The organism is Acidovorax sp. GW835-FHT14G06 (assembly GCF_058793595.1).
Genome location: NZ_JBXAGA010000004.1, coordinates 328,105 through 348,217 on the forward strand (window position 1 = coordinate 328,105; position 20,113 = coordinate 348,217).

Consider the following 20,113-nt stretch of genomic DNA (forward strand, 5'->3'; position numbering starts at 1 on the left):
CATACCATCGGCGCTGTTTGTTGTTACCCCGCACGAAGGAGATTTCCATGCATCGTCGTCAATGGCTCGCGCTGACCGTCCTGGCAGCCGCCGCTGGATCGGCCGCCGCACAAGGCTACCCCAACAAGGTGATCCGACTGGTTGTGCCCTTTGCACCCGGTGGCACCACCGACATCATTGCGCGCGTGATCGCCGAGCCGCTGGGCCGCGTGCTCGGCCAGAGCGTGATCGTGGACAACAAGGCCGGTGGCGGCGGCATTGTGGGTGCTGCCGAGCTGGCCCGCGCCACGGCCGACGGCTACACGCTGGGCGTGGCCACGGTGTCCACCACCGCAGCCAACCCTGCCATCAACCCAAAGACGCCGTACAACCCGCTGACGGACTTCTCGCCCATCATCAACATCGCGGCCACGCCCAACATCATTGCGGTGAACCCCAGCTTCCCGGCCAAGGACTACAAGTCGTTCGTGGCGGAGTTGAAGAAGTCGCCCGGCAAGTATTCGTACTCGTCGTCCGGCACGGGCGGCATCGGCCACCTGCAGATGGAGCTGTACAAGAACCTCTCAGGCACCTTTGTGACCCATATCCCCTACCGGGGCGCGGGCCCGGCCTTGAACGACACTGTGGCCGGCCAGGTGCCCATGATTTTTGACAACCTGCCTTCGGCGCTGCCTTTCATCAAGGAAAACCGCCTGGTGCCCATCGTGGTGGCAGCGCCCCAGCGTGTGGCGGCCCTGCCCAATGTGCCCACCTTCAAGGAGTTGGGCCTGGAGCCGGTGAACCGCATGGCCTACTACGGCATCGTCGGACCCAAGGGTCTGCCCAAGGACGTGGTGGACAAGATCAATGCCGGTGTGCGTAAGGCCCTGGAAGACCCGGCCGTGAAAAAGCGCATTGAAGACACGGGCTCGCTCGTGATCGGCAACACGCCCGAGCAGTTTGCCGAGCAGATCAAGGCCGAGTTCGCTGTGTACAAGGATGTGGTCGTCAAGCAGAAGCTGACACTGGAATAAGCAACACGGCTTCACTCTCAAGCCGCCCCACCAAGCCGCCCTATTTCCGGGCGGCTTTTTTGTGGGTGACGCTGGCGAAAGGTGCGATACGTGCTATGGTTTTTGGATGCTCGCTCCCAGCCTGAATGCCATCGACACCTTTGTGGACGCCCTGTGGCTGGAGGATGGCCTGTCGCGCAACACGCTGGCTGCCTACCGGCGTGACCTGACGCTGTACGCACAGTGGCTGGCCGACCAGCAGCCCGCCCTGGCGCTGGACGACACGGCCGAGCACCACCTGCAGGGCTACTTTGCCGCCCGCCATGCGCAGACGCGCGCCACATCAGCCAACCGGCGCCTCACGGTGTTGCGCCGCTACTTTCATTGGGCGCTGCGCGAGCGACGCATCACCGCCGACCCCACGGTGCGGCTGCAGGCCGCACGACAGCCGCTGCGCGTGCCCAAGACCTTGTCGCAAGCGCAGGTGGAGGCGCTGCTGAACGCGCCCGACCTGGGCAACCCCTTGGGCCTGCGCGACCGCACCATGCTGGAGCTGATGTACGCCAGTGGCCTGCGCGTGACCGAGCTGGTCACGCTCAAGACCTTCCAGGTCGGTCTGAACGAAGGCGTGCTGCGCGTGATGGGCAAGGGCAGCAAGGAGCGCCTGGTGCCGTTTGGCGAAGAGGCCCGGGCCTGGCTGGAGCGCTATCTGAACGAGGCCCGCAGCGCCATCCTGGGTGGGCAGCAGACAGACGACCTGTTCGTGACCCAGCGCGGCAGTGGCATGACGCGGGTGATGTTCTGGGTCATCGTCAAAAAATGGGCGCAGGTGGCGGGCATCACGGTGCCGCTGTCGCCACACACGCTGCGCCACGCGTTTGCCACGCACCTGCTCAACCATGGCGCCGACCTGCGCGTGGTGCAGCTGCTACTGGGCCACGCCGACATCTCCACCACCACCATTTACACCCATGTGGCGCGCGAGCGGCTCAAGTCCCTGCATGCACAGCACCACCCGAGGGGCTAGGGTCCTTTACCGAAAATGGGGTTGGATGGTCCGCTTTCCGTTTTCTGCTTTTCGTTCTCTTTATCTCCGTTGACAAGAAAGTCCCGAATGAAGCAACTGATCGTTGGCGCCTGCCTGGCAGGCGCCACTGCGCTGGCCCTGGCGCAAACCTGGCCTACGGCCAAACCCATCCGCATCGTCGTGGCCTACCCGGCCGGAGGCGTGAGCGACAACATCGCCCGCGCGCTGGCTGACAAGCTGGCCGTGCAGCTGGGCACGCCTGTGGTCATTGAGAACAAGGCGGGAGCCAGCGGCAGCCTGGGTGTGGATGCCGTGGCCAAGTCGGCGCCGGACGGCTACACCTTTGGCTTTGCGGCGGTGAGCCCACTGGCACTCAATCCGCACCTGGGCAAGTCCCCCTTCGACCCGCAAAAGGACATCGCACCCGTGGTCAGCGTGATGTATTCGCCGGTGCTGCTGCTGGGTACGCCCGCAAGCCGTGCGACCGACTTCAAGGACCTGATCACCCGTGCGCGGGCTCAGCCCGGCACGGTGCGCTGGGCCACCTCAGGGCAGGCTTCGCTGGGCCACATCATGCTGGAGCAGATCCAGTCGGTGGCGCAGGTGCAGATCACGCACATTCCCTACAAGGGCGGCGGCCAGCAGATGAACGACGCGCTGGGCGGGCAGTTTGAGGTGTTATCGACCAACGCTGGGCCCGCCGTGCTGCAGCACATCCAGGCGGGCAAGCTCAAGCCGCTGGCGGTGGGGGCTCCAGCGCGACTGGATTCGCTGCCCCAGGTGCCCACGCTGGCCGAGCTGGGGCAGCCAGCAGCCAACCTGTCGTCCCTGTTTGGCCTCTATGCACCCGCGCAGACTCCCAAGACGGTCATCACACGCATCAACACCGAGGTGAACAAGGCCCTGGCCCTGCCGGACATCCGTGCCAAGCTCGATGCCACCGACAACGCGCCCACCGGTGGCACCACGGCCGAGTTCGTGCGCCAGATCGCGCTGGAGTCCGAGAACAACGCGCGCATCATCCGCGCTGCGGGCATCCAGGGCAACTGATCGGGGTGGGGCACCCCAGAAACGCCACAGGCCCTGACAAAGCAGGGCCTGTGGCGTTGGGGAGAGTGGAAGAACGAGGCTATTCTTCGTTCAGGGTCTCTGCCCATGTCAGCGCTTGCAGGTGGGCCCAGTTCACCTGACGGTTGGACAGGTGCAGCGCATCGGCGTTCTTGGCAAAGGCCACTTCATCGCCGCTTTCGCAGGCCTTGGTCAACTCCAGGAAAGGTGCAAATACGCCGGTGCCACGCAGCAGGGCGTCCATCACGGGTTCGGGCAGTGCCACGGACTCCAGGGCCTTTTCGAGTGGCACGCCTAGCATGGTGTCCAGCAGCGAGAACACGCCCACCACAAAGGCGTTGTCGCATTCTTCGGGAGGCAGCAGTTCAGCAGCCAGCAGCTCCATCAGGCGCCCGCGCACCACGGCGGTCTGGCCCACGGCTGGTGGCGCTCCGCCTGCCCGCGAGGTGGTCATCAACAGAGCCGCCCAGCGGAACAGCTTTTTCAGGCCCAGGATCATCACTGCATGGCGGAACGATGTGATCTCGCACGACAGGCCAAAACCCGATGAGTTGATGAACCGCAGCAGGTTGAAAGACAGGGTGGGGTCTTTCTTGAGCAGGTCTTCGATCTCGGCCGTGCTCGCCTGTTTGCGCACCAGGTTGATGAGCTGAATGATGGTGGCCTGCGAGGGGCGAATGGTGGTGGCCTTGACCAGTGAAGGGCGAGCGAACCAGTAGCCCTGGAACAGCTTGACGCCCAGTCCGCGCATCAGCTCGTACTGTTCGGCGGTTTCCACCTTTTCTGCCACCAGCGTGGCCTTGCTGTGGGTGGTGGCAAATTTGACCAGGGGTGCTGCCAGCTCGGGCTTGAAGGCCTGCATATCGAGCTTGATGAAGGCAGCCATGGGCAGCCAGGTGGTGTAGGCGCGCTTGAGGGCCTGCTGGTCGAAAGCGAGGCGAAAGCCGCGCGTGCGCAGGGCCTCCAGCGTGGGCACGCGGCCTTCGATTTCTTCAGCAGTGGCGCTGTCGGGCAACGGGGGCACTTCGAGCACCACCTTTTCAGGGTGGATCAGCTCCAGATGGCCGCCCGAGAGGCTGTCATGGGTGCAGTTGATGAACACCGTCTTCTTGCCGACCAGTGCTTCGGTGCCCGCGTAAGACAGGGCATTGAACAGCAGGGCTGCATCGCTGGCTGCGGTGTGAGAGTCAGATGCGGTGGAGCGGTCGAACAGCTCGTAGCCATAGACCGCGCGGCTTTCGTCCACGATGGCCTGGCGCGCAATGATGGCAAGGTTCTCGTCCACGGGTTCGACCACAGGCACTGCGGCGTCCGGGGTGTCTTGTTCGGGTGTGCTCGACATGGGGTCCACTGAAATGAAGGGCTGTGCGGTCATTCTAGACCGCTGGGCATTGGCAGAGAATCAAAGTCTGACCACCGGCCACCAGGATGGCTGTGGCGCATGTCAATCGGTGATGTGGTCGGCCCAGGCAAGTGCCTGCAGGTGGGCAAAGTTGATCTGCTGGCTGGTCAGGTGCAGCAGGCCGGCGGTGCGGTCAAACACGGCGTCGTCGCTGGATTCGCAGGCCTCGGCCAGGGTCAGCAGATCGCCCAGGAAGCCTTCGCGCCGCAGCAGCGCGGCCGCCACGGGTTCAGGAACGTTGAGCAGGCCAATGGCCGACTCCATGGGCATGGACAGCATCACGTCCAGCAGCGAGAAGATGCCCACCACAAAGGCCTGATCGGCGTCCTCGGGGGGCAGAGTCTCCAGTGCCAGCAGTTCCATCAGGCGCCCACGCACCACGGCGGTGTGGCCTACCGACGATGGCGTGCCGTTGTTGCGCGATGCGGTCAGCAGCAGCGCCGCCCAGCGGAACAGTTTCTTGAGGCCCATCAGCATCACGGCCTGGCGGAACGAGGTGATCTCGCGCGACAGGCCAAAACCGGCCGAATTGATGAGGCGCATCAGGTTGAAGGCCAGGCCGGCGTCCTTCTTGAGCACTTCTTCAATCTCGTCGGTGCTGGCCTGTTTGCGCACCTGGTTGATCAGCTCGATGATGCTGGCCTGCGACGGCGTGAGCAGCTTGGTCTCGACCAGAGAGGGGCGGGCAAACCAGTAGCCTTGGAACAGTTGCACCCCCTGGCTGGACACCATGTCGTACTGTTGGGCCGTCTCCACCTTCTCGGCGATCAGCTCTGCCTTGCTGTGGCGGCCCGCGTAGCTGATCAGCACCGCCAGCTGGTCGGCCGCTAGCACCGACAGGTCCAGCTTGATGTAATCCGCCAGCGGCAGCCACGGTGCATACGCCGACTGCAGCACTGTGTGGTTGAAGGCCAGGTGAAAGCCCCGGTCGCGCAGCTCGGTCAGGATGGGCAGGCGTGTGGCAACCTCTTCGGCGGCAGCATGACCCAGCGGGGGGATCTCCAGCACCACCTTGTCCGGGTCCAGTAGCTCCAGGTGGCCGCCCGACAGGCTTTCATGGGTGCAGTTGACGAAGATCAGCTTTTTGCCCACCAGCTCTTCGGTGCCGGCGTGCGACAGGGCGGTGAATACCAGGATGACGTCGGTGGCGGCCGTGTGGGCGGCGCCGCTGCGCGAGCGGTTGAACAGCTCGTAGCCAACCACCACCTGCTGCGCGTTCACGATGGCTTGGCGCGCAATCATGGCGACCGACGACTGGTTGCCGGAAGGGGGCGCGGGGGGCGTGCCTGGGGGGAAGGCTTGGGTCATGGGCGTGTTCGTGAAATAGGGAGCGCTGGCCCGCTGGGGGCTTTGCCAAGAATTGTAGGAGCCATCGTATTCCCCTCAGGCCGTCATCAGGCTCTTCGTCATGGCGTGGGGCTCATGCCTGCTGCAGCCAGCGCAGCTCGGCATCGCTGAACCCGGCGCTGCGTCGCGCGGCTTCATTGAACGGGGGCTTCAGGCGGGGGGCTTCGTACCGCTGCACCAGCGTGCCATAGAGGGTCTCAGGGTCCTGGCCCGCGCGCTCACACAGCCAGCGGTACCAGTGGTTGCCGATGGCCACATGGCCCACTTCGTCGTGCAGGATCACGTCGAGGATGGCAACGGCGGCCAGGGCGTCTGGCGTGCCCACCTGGCGCAGCTTGGCCTGGATCTGCGGCGTGGCGTCGAGCCCTCGGGCTTCCAGCGTGCGCGGTACCAGGGCCATGCGGGCCAGCACATCGTGCCGGGTCTTCTCGCACATGGTCCACAGCCCCTGGTGGGCCGGAAAATCCCCATAGTCATGGCCCTGGCTGCGCAGGTGGTCGCGCAGCAGCCTGAAATGCTTGGCCTCTTCGGCCGCTACGCGCATCCAGTCCTGGTAGTAGGTGCGGGGCATACCGTCAAAGCGCCACACGGCATCGAGCGCCAGGTTGATGGCGTTGAACTCGATGTGGGCTATCGCGTGGATGAGAATGGCCCGGCCTTCGGGGCTCGCGGGAGAGCGGCGTGCCACCTGGGTATGGCGCAGCAACAGGGGGCGTTCGGGGCGGCCAGGGAGGGCGTCTGGGTCGGCGGGAGCCGCAGGGGCAGCGTCTGCTATTGAAAGCGTAGCTGCCTGGGCATGCAGGTCAAGCGCTGCAGCCGCTTTTTGTTCGGGGTCTGCCAGGCACAAGACCTGCAGTGCACGGTGGCGAAGCTCCATCCTTACAATTCTAGGCCTTGCCATCGGCACCAAGGCTTGCGCTTTGTAACGATTGGCGACCTCTCAGGGCGCGCCGTGGCGTGCCGCTTCTTTTGTTTCAGCGGAGTGGGTGCATGGCAATTTACGAACTCGACGGTGTGGCTCCCCAAGTGGCGGCGTCGGCCTGGGTCGCCGACAGTGCGCAGGTGATGGGCAATGTGGTGCTGGGTGAAGACGCCAGCGTGTGGTTCGGCACCGTGGTGCGGGGCGACACCGAGAGCATCTCCATTGGCGCAGGCTCCAACATCCAGGACGCAAGCGTGCTGCACGCTGACTTCGGCAAGCCCCTGGTAGTGGGCGAGCGCGTGACGGTGGGCCACCAGGTCATGCTGCACGGCTGCACCATCGGCGACGAGTCGCTGATCGGCATTGGTGCCGTGGTGCTCAATGGCGCCAAGATCGGCAAGAACTGCCTGGTGGGCGCCGGTGCGCTGGTCACCGAGGGCAAGGAGTTTCCCGATGGCTCCATGATCATTGGCAGCCCGGCCAAGGCTGTGCGTGAACTCACCCCTGAGCAGATCGAAGGCCTGCGCCAGAGCGCCCAGCACTACATCGACAATGCGCGCCGCTTTCAACGCGGCCTGCACAAAATCGGCTGAATGCCGCTCCATCGCGCTCGCTGCTGATTTTTTCTCCTGGAACCCCTGCGTGTCTGAACTCCACAAGTTTCTTTTCGATGGTCTGCCCGTGCGCGGCATGATCGTGCGCCTGACCGATGCCTGGACCGAGATCCTGAAGCGCCGCGCGGGCAACACCGCCACCGGTGCTTACCCCGCTCCCGTGAGCGAGTTGCTGGGCGAGATGGCTGCCGCCGGTGTGCTGATGCAGTCCAACATCAAGTTCAATGGCGCGCTGGTGCTGCAGGTGTTTGGTGATGGCCCTGTCAAACTGGCCGTGGTCGAGGTGCAGTCGGACCTGAGCCTGCGCGCCACCGCCACGGTGAATGGCGAGGTGCCCGACGGCACGCGCCTGTCCCAGATGGTCAACGTGGGCGGCGGCGGCCGCTGCGCCATCACGCTGGACCCCAAGGACCGACACCCCGGCCAGCAGCCCTACCAGGGGGTGGTGCCCCTGCACGGCGACCACCACGAAAAGCTGGAACGCCTGTCGGACGTGCTGCAGCACTACATGCTGCAGTCCGAGCAGCTCGACACCATCCTGGTGCTGGGCGCCAATGACCAGGTGGCTGCGGGCCTGTTGATCCAGCGCATGCCCATCAAGGGCGAGGGCAACCTGGCCGCCGGCCTCTCGCACCGCGAGAACGAAGACCAGATCGGCCACAACGAGGACTACAACCGCATCGCCCATCTGGCCGCCAGCCTCACCCGCGAAGAGCTGTTGACGCTGGATGTGGACACCATCCTGCGCCGTCTGTTCTGGGAGGAAAAGCTGCTGCGCTTTGAGCCCCAGCAGGGCGCCAGCGGCCCGCGTTTTGCCTGCACCTGCAGCCGCGAGCGCGTGAGCAACATGCTGCGCAACCTGGGCGCGGAAGAAGCCGAGAGCATCCTTGCCGAGCGCGATGACATCGAGGTGGGTTGCGAGTTCTGCGGCCAGCAGTACCGGTTTGATGCCGTGGATGCCGCGCAGATTTTTGTCTCGCCAGCGGTTGCGCAGCCCCCGGGGCCCACAGGCATCCAGTAGCCGTCCGGAGCCTCCATCGGGCGCGGTGGGCGGCTGACCATCGTTGACAATCGCCCCCGCCATCCACGCCTAAGATTCCTGGGTCACCATGCAGCAGCACCTGCCGCTGCGTGGTGCCGTTGCACCAGGTCTGACCGCAAGGCCTGTGTGTGTGTTCATGCGACCGCAGCGGGTCGCGCAGGAATCTACCGAGGTGTGTCATGGAGTTTCTTCGCCGCGTTCTGGGGGGGCACCGAGCCAGTCCGGCTGCGCACCCGCTGGCGCTGTACGACAGCGAGGCCGCGCCAGACTCGCGGCGTGCCGATACCTTGCTCGCTGCGCTGGACATCGACGCAGCCATCAATGCCCATGAGCGCTGGAAAGACCGCCTGATGGATTACCTGGAGGGTCGTACCTCCGTCGGGCTGGACCCGGCGCTGGTGCGCCGCTCTGACCGCAGTGCGCTGGGCCGCTGGCTGCACGGCGTAGGCGGCGAGTTGCTGGGCGACCAGCCGGCCTACCCGTTGCTGGTGGCACGCTATCAATACTTTCACGAGCAGGCCGCCACACTGGTGGAACTGGCCCAGCAGGGCGAATGGGACCGGGCCGTGCAGGTGCTCAACGGCGGTTACCGCTATGGCTCCAGCCAGGTGGTGTTGCTACTCAAGGAGCTCAAGCGCGGTCTGGTGTGACATCGGGTGCTGATGGGGTGTCCCGCTGCTCGACGAGCGCGGTGAACAGCCGGTGCTCGCAGGTGGGGTCGCTGCACTTCTCGCAGTTCCAGGCGCGCAGCCGGGCGGTTCTTGGCGCATTTTCAGTGTCCCATTCAGCCCTCGCGCTAGTGGAATATGCCTGGGGCGCTATCTTCTGTATAGCAATGAGTGCATTGCGGATACGCTGCTCGCCAGCGCCATACACCACGCGGTAGGGGACCGCTGCAGCCGCCAGGGCGGCGCGCAACTGGGTGTCGAGGGCCTCCTGTGCAGCCCGCTCCCCGTCGGGGCAGGGTTCGTCCAGTCCCATCAGCAGAGTCAATGCCACTGCGTCGGCGCCTGTGTGCTGTGCGGGCAGCGGGCTGGCCAGGTGAGGGTGGTGCAGCGTGATGTGTACCGAGCCTGGGGTGATCTGCTGGTGCAGCGCCTGGGCCAATGCTGCCACACCCGTGTGGGGGGCGCCCAGCAGGGCAATCAGGGGTGGTGGGGGAGAAGGCTGCTGCACGGAGATGAAGGAAGACGCAGCCCCCGGTAATGTCTGCGTTATGGGTGTCAACGGCGTGGGATATCGCAACGCGGCGGCATGGCCCCGCGCGGCAGATCAACGGGGCGTGAACTGCACGTACACCTCGTTGGGCTTGACCATGCCCAGCTCGCTGCGCGCTTTTTCTTCCACCATGTCCAGGCCTTCCTTGAGGTCATGCACCTCCGAGGTCAGCCGCGCATTCACCTGGCGGGCCTGCTCATTGGCCGCCTTCTGCACATCAATCTGCCGCTGCATCGCATTGACGCGCGGCACGCTGCCACGCCCCAGCCAAAGCTGGGCGTGCAGCGCTGCCAGCAAGGCCAGCAGGATGACGGGGACGATGCGGGAGACCAACGGAGGGCTCGCTCAGGCGAGGGCTGCCAGGGCTCAGCGCAGGTTGTAGAACGCAGCGCGGCCGGGGTACTGAGCGATGTCGCCCAGGTCTTCTTCGATGCGCAGCAGCTGGTTGTACTTGGCGATGCGGTCGGAGCGCGACAGCGAGCCGGTCTTGATCTGGCCCGCATTGGTGCCCACGGCGATGTCGGCAATGGTGCTGTCTTCGGTTTCGCCCGAGCGGTGCGAGATCACGGCGGTGTAGCCTGCGCGCTTGGCCATCTCGATGGCAGCAAAGGTTTCGGTCAGCGTACCGATCTGGTTGATCTTGATGAGGATCGAGTTGGCGATGCGCTTGTCGATACCTTCCTTCAGGATCTTGGTGTTGGTCACGAACAGGTCGTCACCCACCAGCTGCACCTTGTCGCCCAAGCGTTCGGTCAGGTGCTTCCAGCCGTCCCAGTCGCCTTCATGCATGCCGTCTTCAATGCTGATGATGGGGTACTTGTCAACCCATGCCGCCAGCATGTCGGTCCATTGCTGGGCGGTGAGCTTGAGGCCGCCTTCGCCTTCCAGCACATAGTGGCCGTCCTTGTAGAACTCGCTTGCGGCGCAGTCCAGGCCCAGGGCGATCTGCTCGCCTGCCGTGTAGCCAGCGGCTTCGATGGCCTGCAGGATGAGGCGGATGGCCGCTTCGTGGTTTTCAACGCTGGGGGCAAAGCCGCCTTCGTCGCCCACAGCAGTGCTGATGCCCTTGTCATGCAGGATCTTCTTCAGGGCGTGGAACACTTCGGCGCCCCAGCGCACGGCTTCGCGGAACGTGGGAGCGCCCACGGGGATGATCATGAACTCCTGCAGGTCCAGACTGTTGTTGGCGTGTGCGCCGCCGTTGATCACGTTCATCATGGGAACGGGCAATTGCACGCTGCCCATGCCGCCCAGATAACGGTACAGGGGCAGGCCAGACTCTTCGGCTGCAGCGCGGGCCACAGCCATGGACACGGCCAGCATCGCGTTGGCGCCCAGGCGGCTCTTGTTCTCTGTGCCATCGAGGTCGATCAGGGTCTTGTCCAGGAAAGCCTGCTCGGAGGCGTCCAGGCCCAGCACGGCTTCGCTGATCTCGGTGTTGATGTATTCCACCGCTTTGAGCACGCCCTTGCCCAGGTAACGGCCCTTGTCGCCGTCGCGCATTTCAATGGCTTCGCGGCTGCCGGTGGATGCGCCCGAAGGCACAGCGGCCCGGCCCATCACGCCCGATTCGAGCAACACGTCGCATTCGACGGTGGGGTTGCCGCGGCTGTCCAGAATTTCGCGACCGACGATGTCAACGATGGCACTCATGGTTTTCCTTTTGCAGAAGTTTGAAATCAAATCATGCTCTGGTGCAGGTGATATGTGCGCCAGCAGCTATCAATTAGTGAGCGAGTATCGCGGGTGCGTTCAGCGTTCAGACGCCTTCGACGCAGACCATGCGCATGATGGCTGCGCCTTCGCGCGCGGCCTTGGCTTTCTGGTACTCGGGTGTGTCGTAGAAGGCGCGCGCCGCCTCGAAACTGGGGAACTTGAGCAGCACAGTGCGGCCGGGGTTCCAGTCGCCCTCCAGCACTTCCACCTTACCGCCGCGAATGCACACCTCGGCGCCATGCGCCTGCATGGCCAGGGTGCTCCACTTTTTGTACTCTTCGTACTGCTCAGGGTTGGTGACGGTGACGGATGCGATGACGTAACCACTGCTCATGTCTCAGGCTCCAAAGTTGTTTTCGAGAAATCCGCTTTTCTTGGTGATGTCGTCCAGCGCCACCAAGGTCTCCAGCAGCGCCTTCATGTGCTTGAGCGGTACGGCGTTGGGGCCGTCCGACCAGGCTTCAGCGGGCCGGGGGTGAGTTTCCATGAACAGGCCCGCCACACCCGCGGCCACACCCGCGCGTGCCAGCACGGGCACCATGTCGCGCGCGCCACCACTCACGGCACCCAGGCCGCCGGGCTTTTGCACCGAGTGGGTCACGTCGAACACCACGGGGGCGCCCGAGTTGCGCATCTCGGCCAGGCTGGTCATGTCAGCCACGAGGTTGTTGTAGCCAAAGCTCACGCCGCGCTCGCAGGCCAGAAACCGGTCTTCCGAAAGTCCGACCTCGGCCGCTGCAGAGCGTGCCTTGTCAATGACGTTCTTCATGTCCCAGGGCGCCAGGAATTGGCCCTTTTTGATGTTCACCGGCTTGCCGCTTTGTGCCACCGCACGAATGAAATCCGTTTGGCGGCACAGGAAGGCAGGGGTCTGCAGCACGTCCACCACACTGGCCACCTCGGCCACGTGCGAGGTGTCGTGCACGTCGGTCAGGATCGGCAGCTGCAGCTGGCGGCGCACTTCATCGAGGATCTTCAGGCCCGCATCCAACCCCACGCCGCGCTTGCTGGTGCCGGAGGAGCGGTTCGCCTTGTCGAATGAGCCCTTGTAGATCAAGGGAATGCCCAAAGCCGTGCAGGCTTCCTTGAGCTGGCCCGCGACGTCGAGCGACATCTCCAGACCTTCGATGGAGCAGGTGCCCGCGATCAAAAAGAAACGCTGGTCCAGGCCGACGTTGAATCCGCACAGCTGCATGGTGGGGTTCCCTTATGCTTTTTTCGCGGCTTGCTGGTGTTCCACGGCGGCCTTGATGAAGGCGTTGAACAGCGGGTGGCCGTTCCAGGGCGTGGACTTGAACTCGGGGTGGAACTGCACGCCGATGTACCAGGGGTGCACGGTTTGCGGCAGCTCCACGATTTCGGTGAGTTCTTCACGCTGCGTCAGCGCGGAGATCACCAGGCCCGCCTTGCGCAGCTGGTCCAGGTAGTTCACGTTGGCTTCGTAGCGGTGGCGGTGGCGCTCGGTCACCACATCGCCGTAGATGCTGTGGGCCAGCGTGTTCTTGGCCACATCCGAGCTTTGAGCGCCCAGGCGCATGGTGCCGCCGAGGTCGGAGTTTTCATCGCGCTTCTTGATGGTGCCGTCCGCGTCCTTCCACTCGGTGATCAGTGCGATCACGGGGTGGGGCGTGCTGGGGTCGAACTCAGTGCTGTTGGCGTGGGCCAGGCCCGCCACATGGCGCGCATATTCGATGGTGGCTACCTGCATGCCCAGGCAGATGCCCAGGTAAGGCACCTTGCGCTCGCGGGCAAACTGGGCCGTGGCGATCTTGCCTTCCACACCACGCTGGCCGAAGCCACCGGGCACCAGGATGGCGTCGTACTTGGCCAGCTTGGCGGCGGCGTCGGCGCTGTCGATGGTCTCGGAATCGACATGGTCGATCTTCACGCGCACATGGTTGCGCATGCCCGCGTGGCGCAGGGCCTCGTTGACCGACTTGTAGCTGTCCGACAGGTCTACATACTTGCCCACCATGGCGATGGTGACTTCGCCCTGGGGGTGTTCGGTTTCATACACCAGGTCGTCCCAGCGCTTGAGGCTGGTGGGCGGGGTGTTCAGGCGCAGCTTGTCGCAGATGAGGCCGTCGAGGCCCTGTTCGTGCAACATCCGGGGCACCTTGTAGATGGTGTCCACATCCCACATGCTGATCACGCCCCATTCGGGCACGTTGGTGAACAGCGAGATCTTGGCGCGCTCTTCTTCAGGGATGCGACGGTCGGCGCGGCACAGCAGCGCATCGGCCTGGATACCGATCTCGCGCAGCTTCTGCACGGTGTGCTGGGTGGGCTTGGTCTTGAGCTCGCCCGCTGCCGCAATCCAGGGCAGGTAGGTCAGGTGCACGAAGGCGGCGTTGTTTGGCCCCATGCGCAGGCTCATCTGGCGCACGGCTTCCAGGAAAGGCAGCGATTCGATGTCGCCCACGGTGCCGCCGATTTCGACAATGGCCACATCCACGGCATCGGGCGTGCCGATGCCGGCGCCGCGCTTGATGAATTCCTGGATTTCGTTGGTGACGTGGGGAATGACCTGCACGGTCTTGCCCAGGTAGTCGCCGCGACGTTCCTTCTCCAGCACGGACTGGTAAATCTTGCCCGTGGTGAAGTTGTTGGTTTTCTTCATGCGCGTTTCGATGAAACGCTCATAGTGGCCCAGATCCAGGTCGGTTTCTGCGCCGTCGTCGGTCACGAACACCTCGCCGTGCTGGAACGGCGACATGGTGCCCGGGTCTACGTTGATGTAGGGGTCAAGCTTGATGAGGGTGACTTTGAGTCCCCGCGATTCGAGGATCGCGGCAAGGGAGGCTGAGGCGATTCCCTTACCGAGGGAAGACACCACACCGCCGGTGACGAAGACAAATTTGGTCATGTCTTTTTTGGTGGTGGGAAATTGGGATTATAGATGGCGCCCCGGCGACACCCCCGGGGGCAGGGTCACCCCCGTCTGCTAAATTCGACCCATGAATGAGCTTGCTGGCAAACACATTGTTCTGGGTCTGAGTGGGGGCGTGGCTTGCTACAAGGCAGCCGATCTGTGCCGCCAGCTCATCAAGGAGGGCGCCACCGTGCAGGTGGTGATGACCGAGGCGGCCGAGCAGTTCATTACCCCGGTCACCATGCAGGCCCTCTCTGGCCGCGCGGTGTATGGCTCGCAATGGGATGCGCGCGAGCCCAACAACATGCCCCACATCAACCTCAGCCGCGAGGCGGATGCAATCCTGATTGCGCCCTGTAGCGCGGACTTTATTGCGCGTCTGGTGCAGGGCCGGGCGGACGAGTTGCTCAGCCTGATGTGCCTTGCGCGCCCGGCAGGGCGCGTGCCATTGCTGCTGGCCCCCGCCATGAACCGCGAAATGTGGGCCCACCCTGCCACGCAGCGCAACCTGGCCCAGGTGGCGCAGGATGGTGCGGTGGTGCTGGGTGTGGGCAACGGTGACCAGGCCTGTGGCGAGACGGGCGATGGCCGCATGTTGGAGCCCCTGGAGTTGCTGGACGAGCTGATCGCTTTTTTCACGCCCAAGACCCTCGCTGGCCGGTCGGTGCTCGTCACGGCAGGGCCCACGTTTGAAGCCATCGACCCGGTGCGCGGCATTACCAACCTGTCGAGTGGAAAGATGGGCTTTGCCATAGCCCGTGCGGCCCGTGAGGCGGGGGCAGATGTCACCCTGGTTGCAGGGCCGGTGCATGTGCCAACGCCACGCGGTGTTCGGCGCGTCAATGTGCAGTCTGCCCAGGAGATGCTGGCAGCCGTAGAGCGGCATGTGCAGACCGCCTCGGTGTTCATTGCCACGGCCGCTGTGGCCGACTGGCGCCCCGCTCATCAGTCCGACCAGAAGATCAAAAAGGACGGCTCCGGCGAGTCCCCATCGCTGGAGTTCGTTGAGAACCCCGACATTCTGGCCACTGTGGCCCGCTCGCCGCACGCGCTGGAGGGCGACCTCTTTTGCGTGGGTTTTGCCGCCGAAAGCCATGACCTGCTGGCCCATGCCACAGCCAAAAGGGCGCGCAAGGGCGTCCCTTTGTTGGTTGGCAATATCGGCCCCGCCACCTTTGGGCAGGACGACAACGCGCTGTTGCTGGTGGACGCGCAGGGCCACCGCGAGCTGCCCCGCGCGTCCAAACGGGTGCTGGCGCAGCAGCTTGTTGCCGAGATCGCCGCGCGTTTGCCACCTCTGCGTTCTTGACGACCACCACCGTGGGGAGGTGTGATGACAACTGGTGCCACCAAGCCTGATTGGGATACGCCACCCGATGGCGATTTTGCGGCCTATGTGGAGCGCCTGACAACCCAGGCGCCTTTGCAAAAAGCCCGAGCGGCCCAGGCAAGCGCTGCAGCCACCAATGGGGCTGTTCGGCCACCCAAGGCCAATGCGCCAGCGACTTCAGCGTCCCAGGCCCTGCAGCCCGACTTGCTGCAGTTGATGCTGCCGCTGGCGGGCGCTTTGCGCACGGTGCGGGCGGTGTTGCTGCTGATGATGGTGTTGCATGGCATTGCGTTGCTCCTGCTGGGCCAGGGCTCGCTGCCGGGCCTGGTGATCATGGGTGTGGTGTGGTGTGGTGGGGACTGGGTTGGCTGATGCAATCGGCTGTGCAGGCTGGGGGCGCTCAGGCCCCTGGCGTGCGTGCAGGGGTGGAATCGTTGCAGGAGCGTCTGCGACAAGTGGCGCAGCAGCGCAGTGGTACAGGAACAGGAAAGAAAAAACCGTGAAGATTGACGTCAAGATTCTCGATCCGCGCATGGCGGACCAATTGCCCACCTACGCTACGCCCGGCAGCGCGGGGTTGGACCTGCGTGCCTGTCTCGATGCGCCGCTGACCCTGCAGCCCAATGCCTGGCAGCTGGTGCCCACGGGAATTGCGATCTACCTGGAAGACCCCGGCTACGCCGCGCTGATTCTGCCGCGCTCGGGTCTGGGTCATAAGCATGGCATCGTGCTGGGTAACCTGGTGGGGTTGATCGACAGCGACTACCAGGGGCAGCTCATGGTGAGCGCCTGGAACCGCAGCAACGTGGCTTTCACTCTGGAGCCCATGGAGCGGTTGGCCCAGCTGGTGATTGTTCCGGTGGTGCAGGCCCAGTTCAACATCGTTACCGAGTTTGCAGCCACGCAGCGGGGCGAGGGCGGGTACGGCTCCACGGGCAAGTCCTGACGCGCACCGACTGATGGCTTGGTGCCTAGGGGCTGCGTAGCCGGTTTGTAAGAATCCGCTTACGTTTCGATGGGTCTGTTACCGACATGCCCATGGCCCCTGTGTCTACGCTACGGCATCCTCAGGCGTTGTTCCAATCTGCACATGGGCATTGAGCTGGGATCCTTCTTGATTCTCTTGCCAATGCTTAGCCCGATAACTTCAGGAGATTGAACATGCAATTCCACCGTCCTCTCGCCCTCGTGGGCACCGTGGTTCTGGTTGCTTCGCTGGCCGCTTGCGGCCACAGCCGCCCCGCACCCGCGCCGCAGTATTCCGGTGGCTATTCCAGTGGTTACCAGACGGCTCCTGCTTATCCGCAGAATCAGGCGGGCACGGAATATGGCCGAGTTTCCAACATTGAGGTCCTGCAAGGTCGTAGCCAAGGCCAGACCACCGGCACCGGTGCCGTTCTGGGCGCCGTGGTGGGTGGCGTGCTGGGCAACCAAGTGGGCAAGGGCACGGGCCGCGCCGCAGCCACTGCGGTAGGCGTTCTGGGCGGTGCAGTGGCTGGCAACGCCATCGAGGGACGCAACAACCAGGAATATGTGCAGGGATACCGGCTGTCTGTGCAACTGGACCAAGGTGGCTACCGCGTGTACGACGTGAGCAGCCCGGGTGACCTGCGCATCGGCGACCGCGTGCGTCTATACAACGGCCAGATCTCGCGCATGTGATCTGATCGACACCACAAAAAACGGGTGCCCCGATTTGATTCGGGGCGCCCGTTTTGCTTTTAGAACAGGTTCTTAGGGAGATCAGTGCAGCAACGAGCTGCCTGGCGCCTGGGGCTGAACGCGGAAGAAGCCGGTTCCTGCCGTGCCACGTCCAATCTCCTCTTCAGTGGCCTCGCGCACGGCCTCCACAGTCAGTTGCAGGCGCAGCGCGATGCCAGCCAGCGGATGGTTGCCGTCGAGCACGATATGTTCTGGGTAGATCTCGGCCACGGTGTACAGGGCCGTGCGGGGGGCATCGGGGTTGCAGCCCTCGGGCAGTGCCATGCCGTCGAAGGTCATGCCTTCTTCAATTTCGGCGGGGAAGAGTGCGCGGGGTTCCAGAAACAGCAATTGGTCGTTGAAGTCACCGAAAGCGTCCTCGGGTTCGAGGTGCAGCGCCAGCGAGGCACCGGGGCCATGGCCTTGCAGGGCCTCTTCGATGCGGGGCAGAAGATCATCACCGCCCACCAGAAACTCCACGGGTTCATCGAGTACGTCGAGTTCTTCGCCCAGGGTGTCTTTCAGGGTCCAGGTCAGTGCGACCACACATTGTTGGGTAATTTCCATAGGAGAATTGTCGCAGTTTGACCAACGGCCCCGCAAAAGGGCAACACTTTCCCCATGGACATCCAGCAACCCCTGGCCCTGCTCGGCGGCCTCACTCCCGCGCAATTCATGCGCCGCCACTGGCAGAAGAAGCCTCTGTTGGTGCGCCAGGCCATCCCACAGTTTGCGCCGCCGGTGTTGCGGGCCGAGCTGTTTGCGCTGGCGGGGCAGGAGGGCGTGGAGTCCCGCCTGGTGCAACAGGTCAAAGGCGCCTGGAAACTGCGCCATGGGCCCTTCAACCGCCGGGCGCTGCCCGCGTTGCAGCAGCCGGACTGGACGCTGCTTGTACAGGGCGTGGACTTGCACAACGACGCGGTGCATGCACTGATGCAGCAGTTTCGCTTTGTGCCCGAGGCGCGGCTGGATGACCTCATGATCAGCTACGCCAGCAATGGCGGTGGCGTAGGGCCCCATTTCGACAGTTATGACGTCTTTTTGCTTCAGGCGCACGGCAAGCGGCGCTGGCGCATCGGGCGCCAAAAGGATCTGTCGCTGCGCGACGGCATTCCTCTGAAGGTGCTGGCCCAGTTCGAGCCTGAGGAGGAGTTTGTGCTGGAGCCGGGTGACATGCTGTACCTGCCCCCGCGTTATGCCCACGACGGTATCGCCGAAGGCGAGTGCATGACCTACTCCATTGGTTTTCGCGCTCCAGCCCGCGCCGAGCTGGCGCAAGAACTGCTGGTGCGCCTCGCGGAAGATGCCGGGGAGGACGACCACCCGTTGCTGTACCGCGATGCCGGACAGGACGCGGTGGCGCAGCCGGCGCATATTCCTGCAGGGCTGCAGGACTTTGCGCGTCAGGCGCTGTCGCGCGCGCTGGCCCAGCCCCTGGTGCTGGAACGCGCCCTGGGCGAGTACCTGACCGAGCCCAAGCCCAGCGTGTGGTTTGAGCCTGGCGACCCCAAGGTGATGCTGGAAGGAGTGCGGCTGGACCGCAAGAGCCGCATGATGTACGACGCACAGCACATCTTCATCAACGGCGAAAGCTACCGCGCAGCAGGGCGCGACGCCACGCTGATGCGGCGCCTGGCCGATGAGCGCCAACTGTCGGCACGCGATCTGGCACGGGCCAGCGACGACGCGCTGGAGCTGCTTTCGTCGTGGTGCGATGCGGGCTGGGCCCATGCCTGGGCCGGCTGAGACTGACCAGGAGCCAGTGATGACCGACACAGCAACCCCCTCCGCCGAGCCTTTGCGTGACTTGCCCAGTGGGCGATTCAGCGGGCGTGAGGCGTTTCAGCAACTGGTGCGCGACGCCATTGCAACGGCGGCGCGGGACGGCTGGCAAGAGATTTTCATCAGCGATGCCCATTTTCATGACTGGCCCTTGGGCGAGCGTGCCGTGGTCGAGGCCTTGCAGGATTGGGCACGCAGCGGCAGGCGCTTCACCATGCTGGCTTGCAGCTACGACGACGTGATCCGCCGCCACGCCCGCTTTGTGCGCTGGCGCGGCACCTGGGACCACATCATCACCTGCCGCCGCAGCCCGACCGCCGACCCGCTGGACCTGCCGAGCGCGCTGTGGTCGCCGCAATGGGTGCTGCACCGGCTCGATCCCGACCGCTGCGTGGGGGTTACGGGCAGCGAGCCCGACCGCCGGGTATTGCTGCGTGAGTCTCTCAACGAGTGGGTGCGCAGCAAGAGTGCACCAGGCTTTCCCTCGACCACACTGGGGTTGTAGCCACAGGCTCCATCGGGGTTGCGCCCGTTGGAGGGGCACCACGCGGCGGGCTCGCCCGGCGAGATACTGCGCAAAGTCAAGCTGGCGTAAAGCTTTCGTCAGTGTTAGTCAGTATTGACTAAATACCAATATAATCTGCGGCTGTGCCCAAAAAGGTGCAACTAAGTGCATTGTGCCAATGCGTGCATGGGCTCAGGAAGCCTGACGCCGTGGCTTTTCAAGATTCTGTCTGTCCAAATAGGAAAATCGAAATGAAGAACTCTCTCGTTCTGGCCGCCCTGATCGCTGCTGCTGCACTCGCCGCTTGTGGCAAGAAGGAAGAACCCGCTCCAGCACCCGCTCCCGTGGAAGCCCCTGCCGCAGCACCTGCTCCCGCCGCCGAGCCAGCAGCTCCTGCCGCTTCCGACGCTGCTGCTCCTGCCGCCGCTGCACCTGCTGCTGACGCTTCTGCTCCTGCCGCTGACGCTGCCAAGGCTGCTGCTGACGCTGCTGCCACCGCCGCTACCGGCGCTTCCGCAGCCAAGTAAATCGCTGCAGGCTCTGGGCTGACCTCATGGTTGGCCTGTGCCACGGCC

At 64.2% G+C, this 20,113-nt stretch carries 23 protein-coding genes; 13 read left to right on the forward strand and 10 right to left on the reverse strand.

Translation table 11 applies throughout. The features are described 5' to 3' along the window. Positions 1-47 precede the first annotated feature (47 nt). The 3 genes from AC1Q64_RS08855 to AC1Q64_RS08865 all read left to right on the forward strand — a co-directional run bounded on the left by AC1Q64_RS08855 (position 48) and on the right by AC1Q64_RS08865 (position 3,069). Entirely contained in the window at positions 48-1,013 is a 966-nt protein-coding gene (locus AC1Q64_RS08855; RefSeq protein ID WP_056640033.1) for a tripartite tricarboxylate transporter substrate binding protein BugE, read from the forward strand. Positions 1,014-1,119: 106 nt separating this feature from the next. Continuing rightward, a complete protein-coding gene (xerD, locus tag AC1Q64_RS08860; protein ID WP_291435981.1) occupies positions 1,120-2,019 on the forward strand; it encodes a site-specific tyrosine recombinase XerD in 900 nt (299 codons plus the stop codon). Positions 2,020-2,106: 87 nt separating this feature from the next. After that, complete coding sequence (locus tag AC1Q64_RS08865) at positions 2,107-3,069, forward strand: Bug family tripartite tricarboxylate transporter substrate binding protein (RefSeq protein WP_492251062.1); 963 nt, start codon at positions 2,107-2,109, stop codon at positions 3,067-3,069. A 79-nt stretch (positions 3,070-3,148) separates the two neighbouring features. On the opposite strand, the gene AC1Q64_RS08870 is transcribed toward AC1Q64_RS08865, so the two are convergent. From AC1Q64_RS08870 to AC1Q64_RS08880, 3 genes are all read right to left on the reverse strand, one after another. Next, the gene (locus tag AC1Q64_RS08870) at positions 3,149-4,429 is read right to left on the reverse strand and encodes an EAL and HDOD domain-containing protein (protein WP_492251063.1); all 1,281 of its coding nucleotides are present in this window, start codon (positions 4,427-4,429) and stop codon (positions 3,149-3,151) included. Between the two features lie 102 nt (positions 4,430-4,531). Beyond that, positions 4,532-5,797, reverse strand: coding sequence for an EAL and HDOD domain-containing protein (locus AC1Q64_RS08875; protein ID WP_291435986.1), 1,266 nt, complete (start codon positions 5,795-5,797; stop codon positions 4,532-4,534). 112 nt (positions 5,798-5,909) lie between these two features. Then, the gene (locus AC1Q64_RS08880; RefSeq protein WP_492251064.1) at positions 5,910-6,713 is read right to left on the reverse strand and encodes a ferritin-like domain-containing protein; all 804 of its coding nucleotides are present in this window, start codon (positions 6,711-6,713) and stop codon (positions 5,910-5,912) included. Between the two features lie 113 nt (positions 6,714-6,826). Between AC1Q64_RS08880 and AC1Q64_RS08885 the strand changes: the two genes are divergently transcribed. The 3 genes from AC1Q64_RS08885 to AC1Q64_RS08895 all read left to right on the forward strand — a co-directional run bounded on the left by AC1Q64_RS08885 (position 6,827) and on the right by AC1Q64_RS08895 (position 9,064). Further along, positions 6,827-7,351 carry a gamma carbonic anhydrase family protein gene (locus tag AC1Q64_RS08885; protein ID WP_492251065.1) on the forward strand — a complete coding sequence of 175 codons (525 nt, stop codon included), beginning with the start codon at positions 6,827-6,829 and terminating at the stop codon, positions 7,349-7,351. A gap of 49 nt (positions 7,352-7,400) precedes the next feature. Then, the gene (hslO, locus tag AC1Q64_RS08890) at positions 7,401-8,393 is read left to right on the forward strand and encodes an Hsp33 family molecular chaperone HslO (protein ID WP_291435991.1); all 993 of its coding nucleotides are present in this window, start codon (positions 7,401-7,403) and stop codon (positions 8,391-8,393) included. A gap of 200 nt (positions 8,394-8,593) precedes the next feature. Continuing rightward, positions 8,594-9,064 (forward strand): CZB domain-containing protein, encoded by a 471-nt coding sequence (locus AC1Q64_RS08895; RefSeq protein WP_291435993.1) that lies wholly within the window; start codon positions 8,594-8,596, stop codon positions 9,062-9,064. On the opposite strand, the gene AC1Q64_RS08900 is transcribed toward AC1Q64_RS08895, so the two are convergent. The 6 genes from AC1Q64_RS08900 to pyrG form a co-directional block, all read right to left on the reverse strand. Beyond that, a complete protein-coding gene (locus AC1Q64_RS08900) occupies positions 9,045-9,590 on the reverse strand; it encodes a hypothetical protein (protein WP_492251066.1) in 546 nt (181 codons plus the stop codon). The genes AC1Q64_RS08895 and AC1Q64_RS08900 overlap by 20 nt on opposite strands. 96 nt (positions 9,591-9,686) lie before the next feature. Continuing rightward, complete coding sequence (locus tag AC1Q64_RS08905; RefSeq protein WP_015013327.1) at positions 9,687-9,965, reverse strand: septum formation initiator family protein; 279 nt, start codon at positions 9,963-9,965, stop codon at positions 9,687-9,689. A 33-nt stretch (positions 9,966-9,998) separates the two neighbouring features. Further along, positions 9,999-11,285 carry a phosphopyruvate hydratase gene (gene eno, locus AC1Q64_RS08910; RefSeq protein WP_291435998.1) on the reverse strand — a complete coding sequence of 429 codons (1,287 nt, stop codon included), beginning with the start codon at positions 11,283-11,285 and terminating at the stop codon, positions 9,999-10,001. A 106-nt stretch (positions 11,286-11,391) separates the two neighbouring features. Then, complete coding sequence (locus tag AC1Q64_RS08915) at positions 11,392-11,682, reverse strand: DUF1330 domain-containing protein (protein ID WP_056640013.1); 291 nt, start codon at positions 11,680-11,682, stop codon at positions 11,392-11,394. Between the two features lie 3 nt (positions 11,683-11,685). Beyond that, on the reverse strand, positions 11,686-12,543 hold the full coding sequence (kdsA, locus tag AC1Q64_RS08920) for a 3-deoxy-8-phosphooctulonate synthase (protein WP_492251067.1): 858 nt from the start codon (positions 12,541-12,543) through the stop codon (positions 11,686-11,688). A gap of 12 nt (positions 12,544-12,555) precedes the next feature. Then, positions 12,556-14,214, reverse strand: a complete 1,659-nt coding sequence (gene pyrG, locus AC1Q64_RS08925; RefSeq protein WP_291436002.1) for a CTP synthase — start codon at positions 14,212-14,214, stop codon at positions 12,556-12,558. Positions 14,215-14,305: 91 nt separating this feature from the next. On the opposite strand from pyrG, the gene coaBC reads away from it, so the two are divergent. The 4 genes from coaBC (at position 14,306) to AC1Q64_RS08945 (ending at position 17,212) form a co-directional block, all read left to right on the forward strand. Beyond that, complete coding sequence (gene coaBC / locus AC1Q64_RS08930; protein ID WP_492251068.1) at positions 14,306-15,529, forward strand: bifunctional phosphopantothenoylcysteine decarboxylase/phosphopantothenate--cysteine ligase CoaBC; 1,224 nt, start codon at positions 14,306-14,308, stop codon at positions 15,527-15,529. Between the two features lie 24 nt (positions 15,530-15,553). Continuing rightward, positions 15,554-15,922 (forward strand): hypothetical protein, encoded by a 369-nt coding sequence (locus AC1Q64_RS08935; RefSeq protein WP_492251069.1) that lies wholly within the window; start codon positions 15,554-15,556, stop codon positions 15,920-15,922. Between the two features lie 127 nt (positions 15,923-16,049). Continuing rightward, a complete protein-coding gene (gene dut, locus AC1Q64_RS08940; protein ID WP_291436007.1) occupies positions 16,050-16,496 on the forward strand; it encodes a dUTP diphosphatase in 447 nt (148 codons plus the stop codon). Positions 16,497-16,711: 215 nt separating this feature from the next. Continuing rightward, the gene (locus AC1Q64_RS08945; protein ID WP_492251070.1) at positions 16,712-17,212 is read left to right on the forward strand and encodes an outer membrane lipoprotein; all 501 of its coding nucleotides are present in this window, start codon (positions 16,712-16,714) and stop codon (positions 17,210-17,212) included. Between the two features lie 81 nt (positions 17,213-17,293). Here the strand turns inward: AC1Q64_RS08945 and AC1Q64_RS08950 are convergent, their stop codons facing one another. After that, on the reverse strand, positions 17,294-17,818 hold the full coding sequence (locus AC1Q64_RS08950) for an FKBP-type peptidyl-prolyl cis-trans isomerase (protein WP_146871156.1): 525 nt from the start codon (positions 17,816-17,818) through the stop codon (positions 17,294-17,296). A 54-nt stretch (positions 17,819-17,872) separates the two neighbouring features. On the opposite strand from AC1Q64_RS08950, the gene AC1Q64_RS08955 reads away from it, so the two are divergent. From AC1Q64_RS08955 to AC1Q64_RS08965, 3 genes are all read left to right on the forward strand, one after another. Then, the gene (locus tag AC1Q64_RS08955) at positions 17,873-18,997 is read left to right on the forward strand and encodes a JmjC domain-containing protein (protein ID WP_492251071.1); all 1,125 of its coding nucleotides are present in this window, start codon (positions 17,873-17,875) and stop codon (positions 18,995-18,997) included. Between the two features lie 19 nt (positions 18,998-19,016). Continuing rightward, complete coding sequence (locus AC1Q64_RS08960) at positions 19,017-19,538, forward strand: hypothetical protein (protein WP_492251072.1); 522 nt, start codon at positions 19,017-19,019, stop codon at positions 19,536-19,538. 251 nt (positions 19,539-19,789) lie between these two features. Next, positions 19,790-20,065, forward strand: coding sequence for a hypothetical protein (locus AC1Q64_RS08965; RefSeq protein WP_082522412.1), 276 nt, complete (start codon positions 19,790-19,792; stop codon positions 20,063-20,065). Positions 20,066-20,113 lie beyond the last annotated feature (48 nt).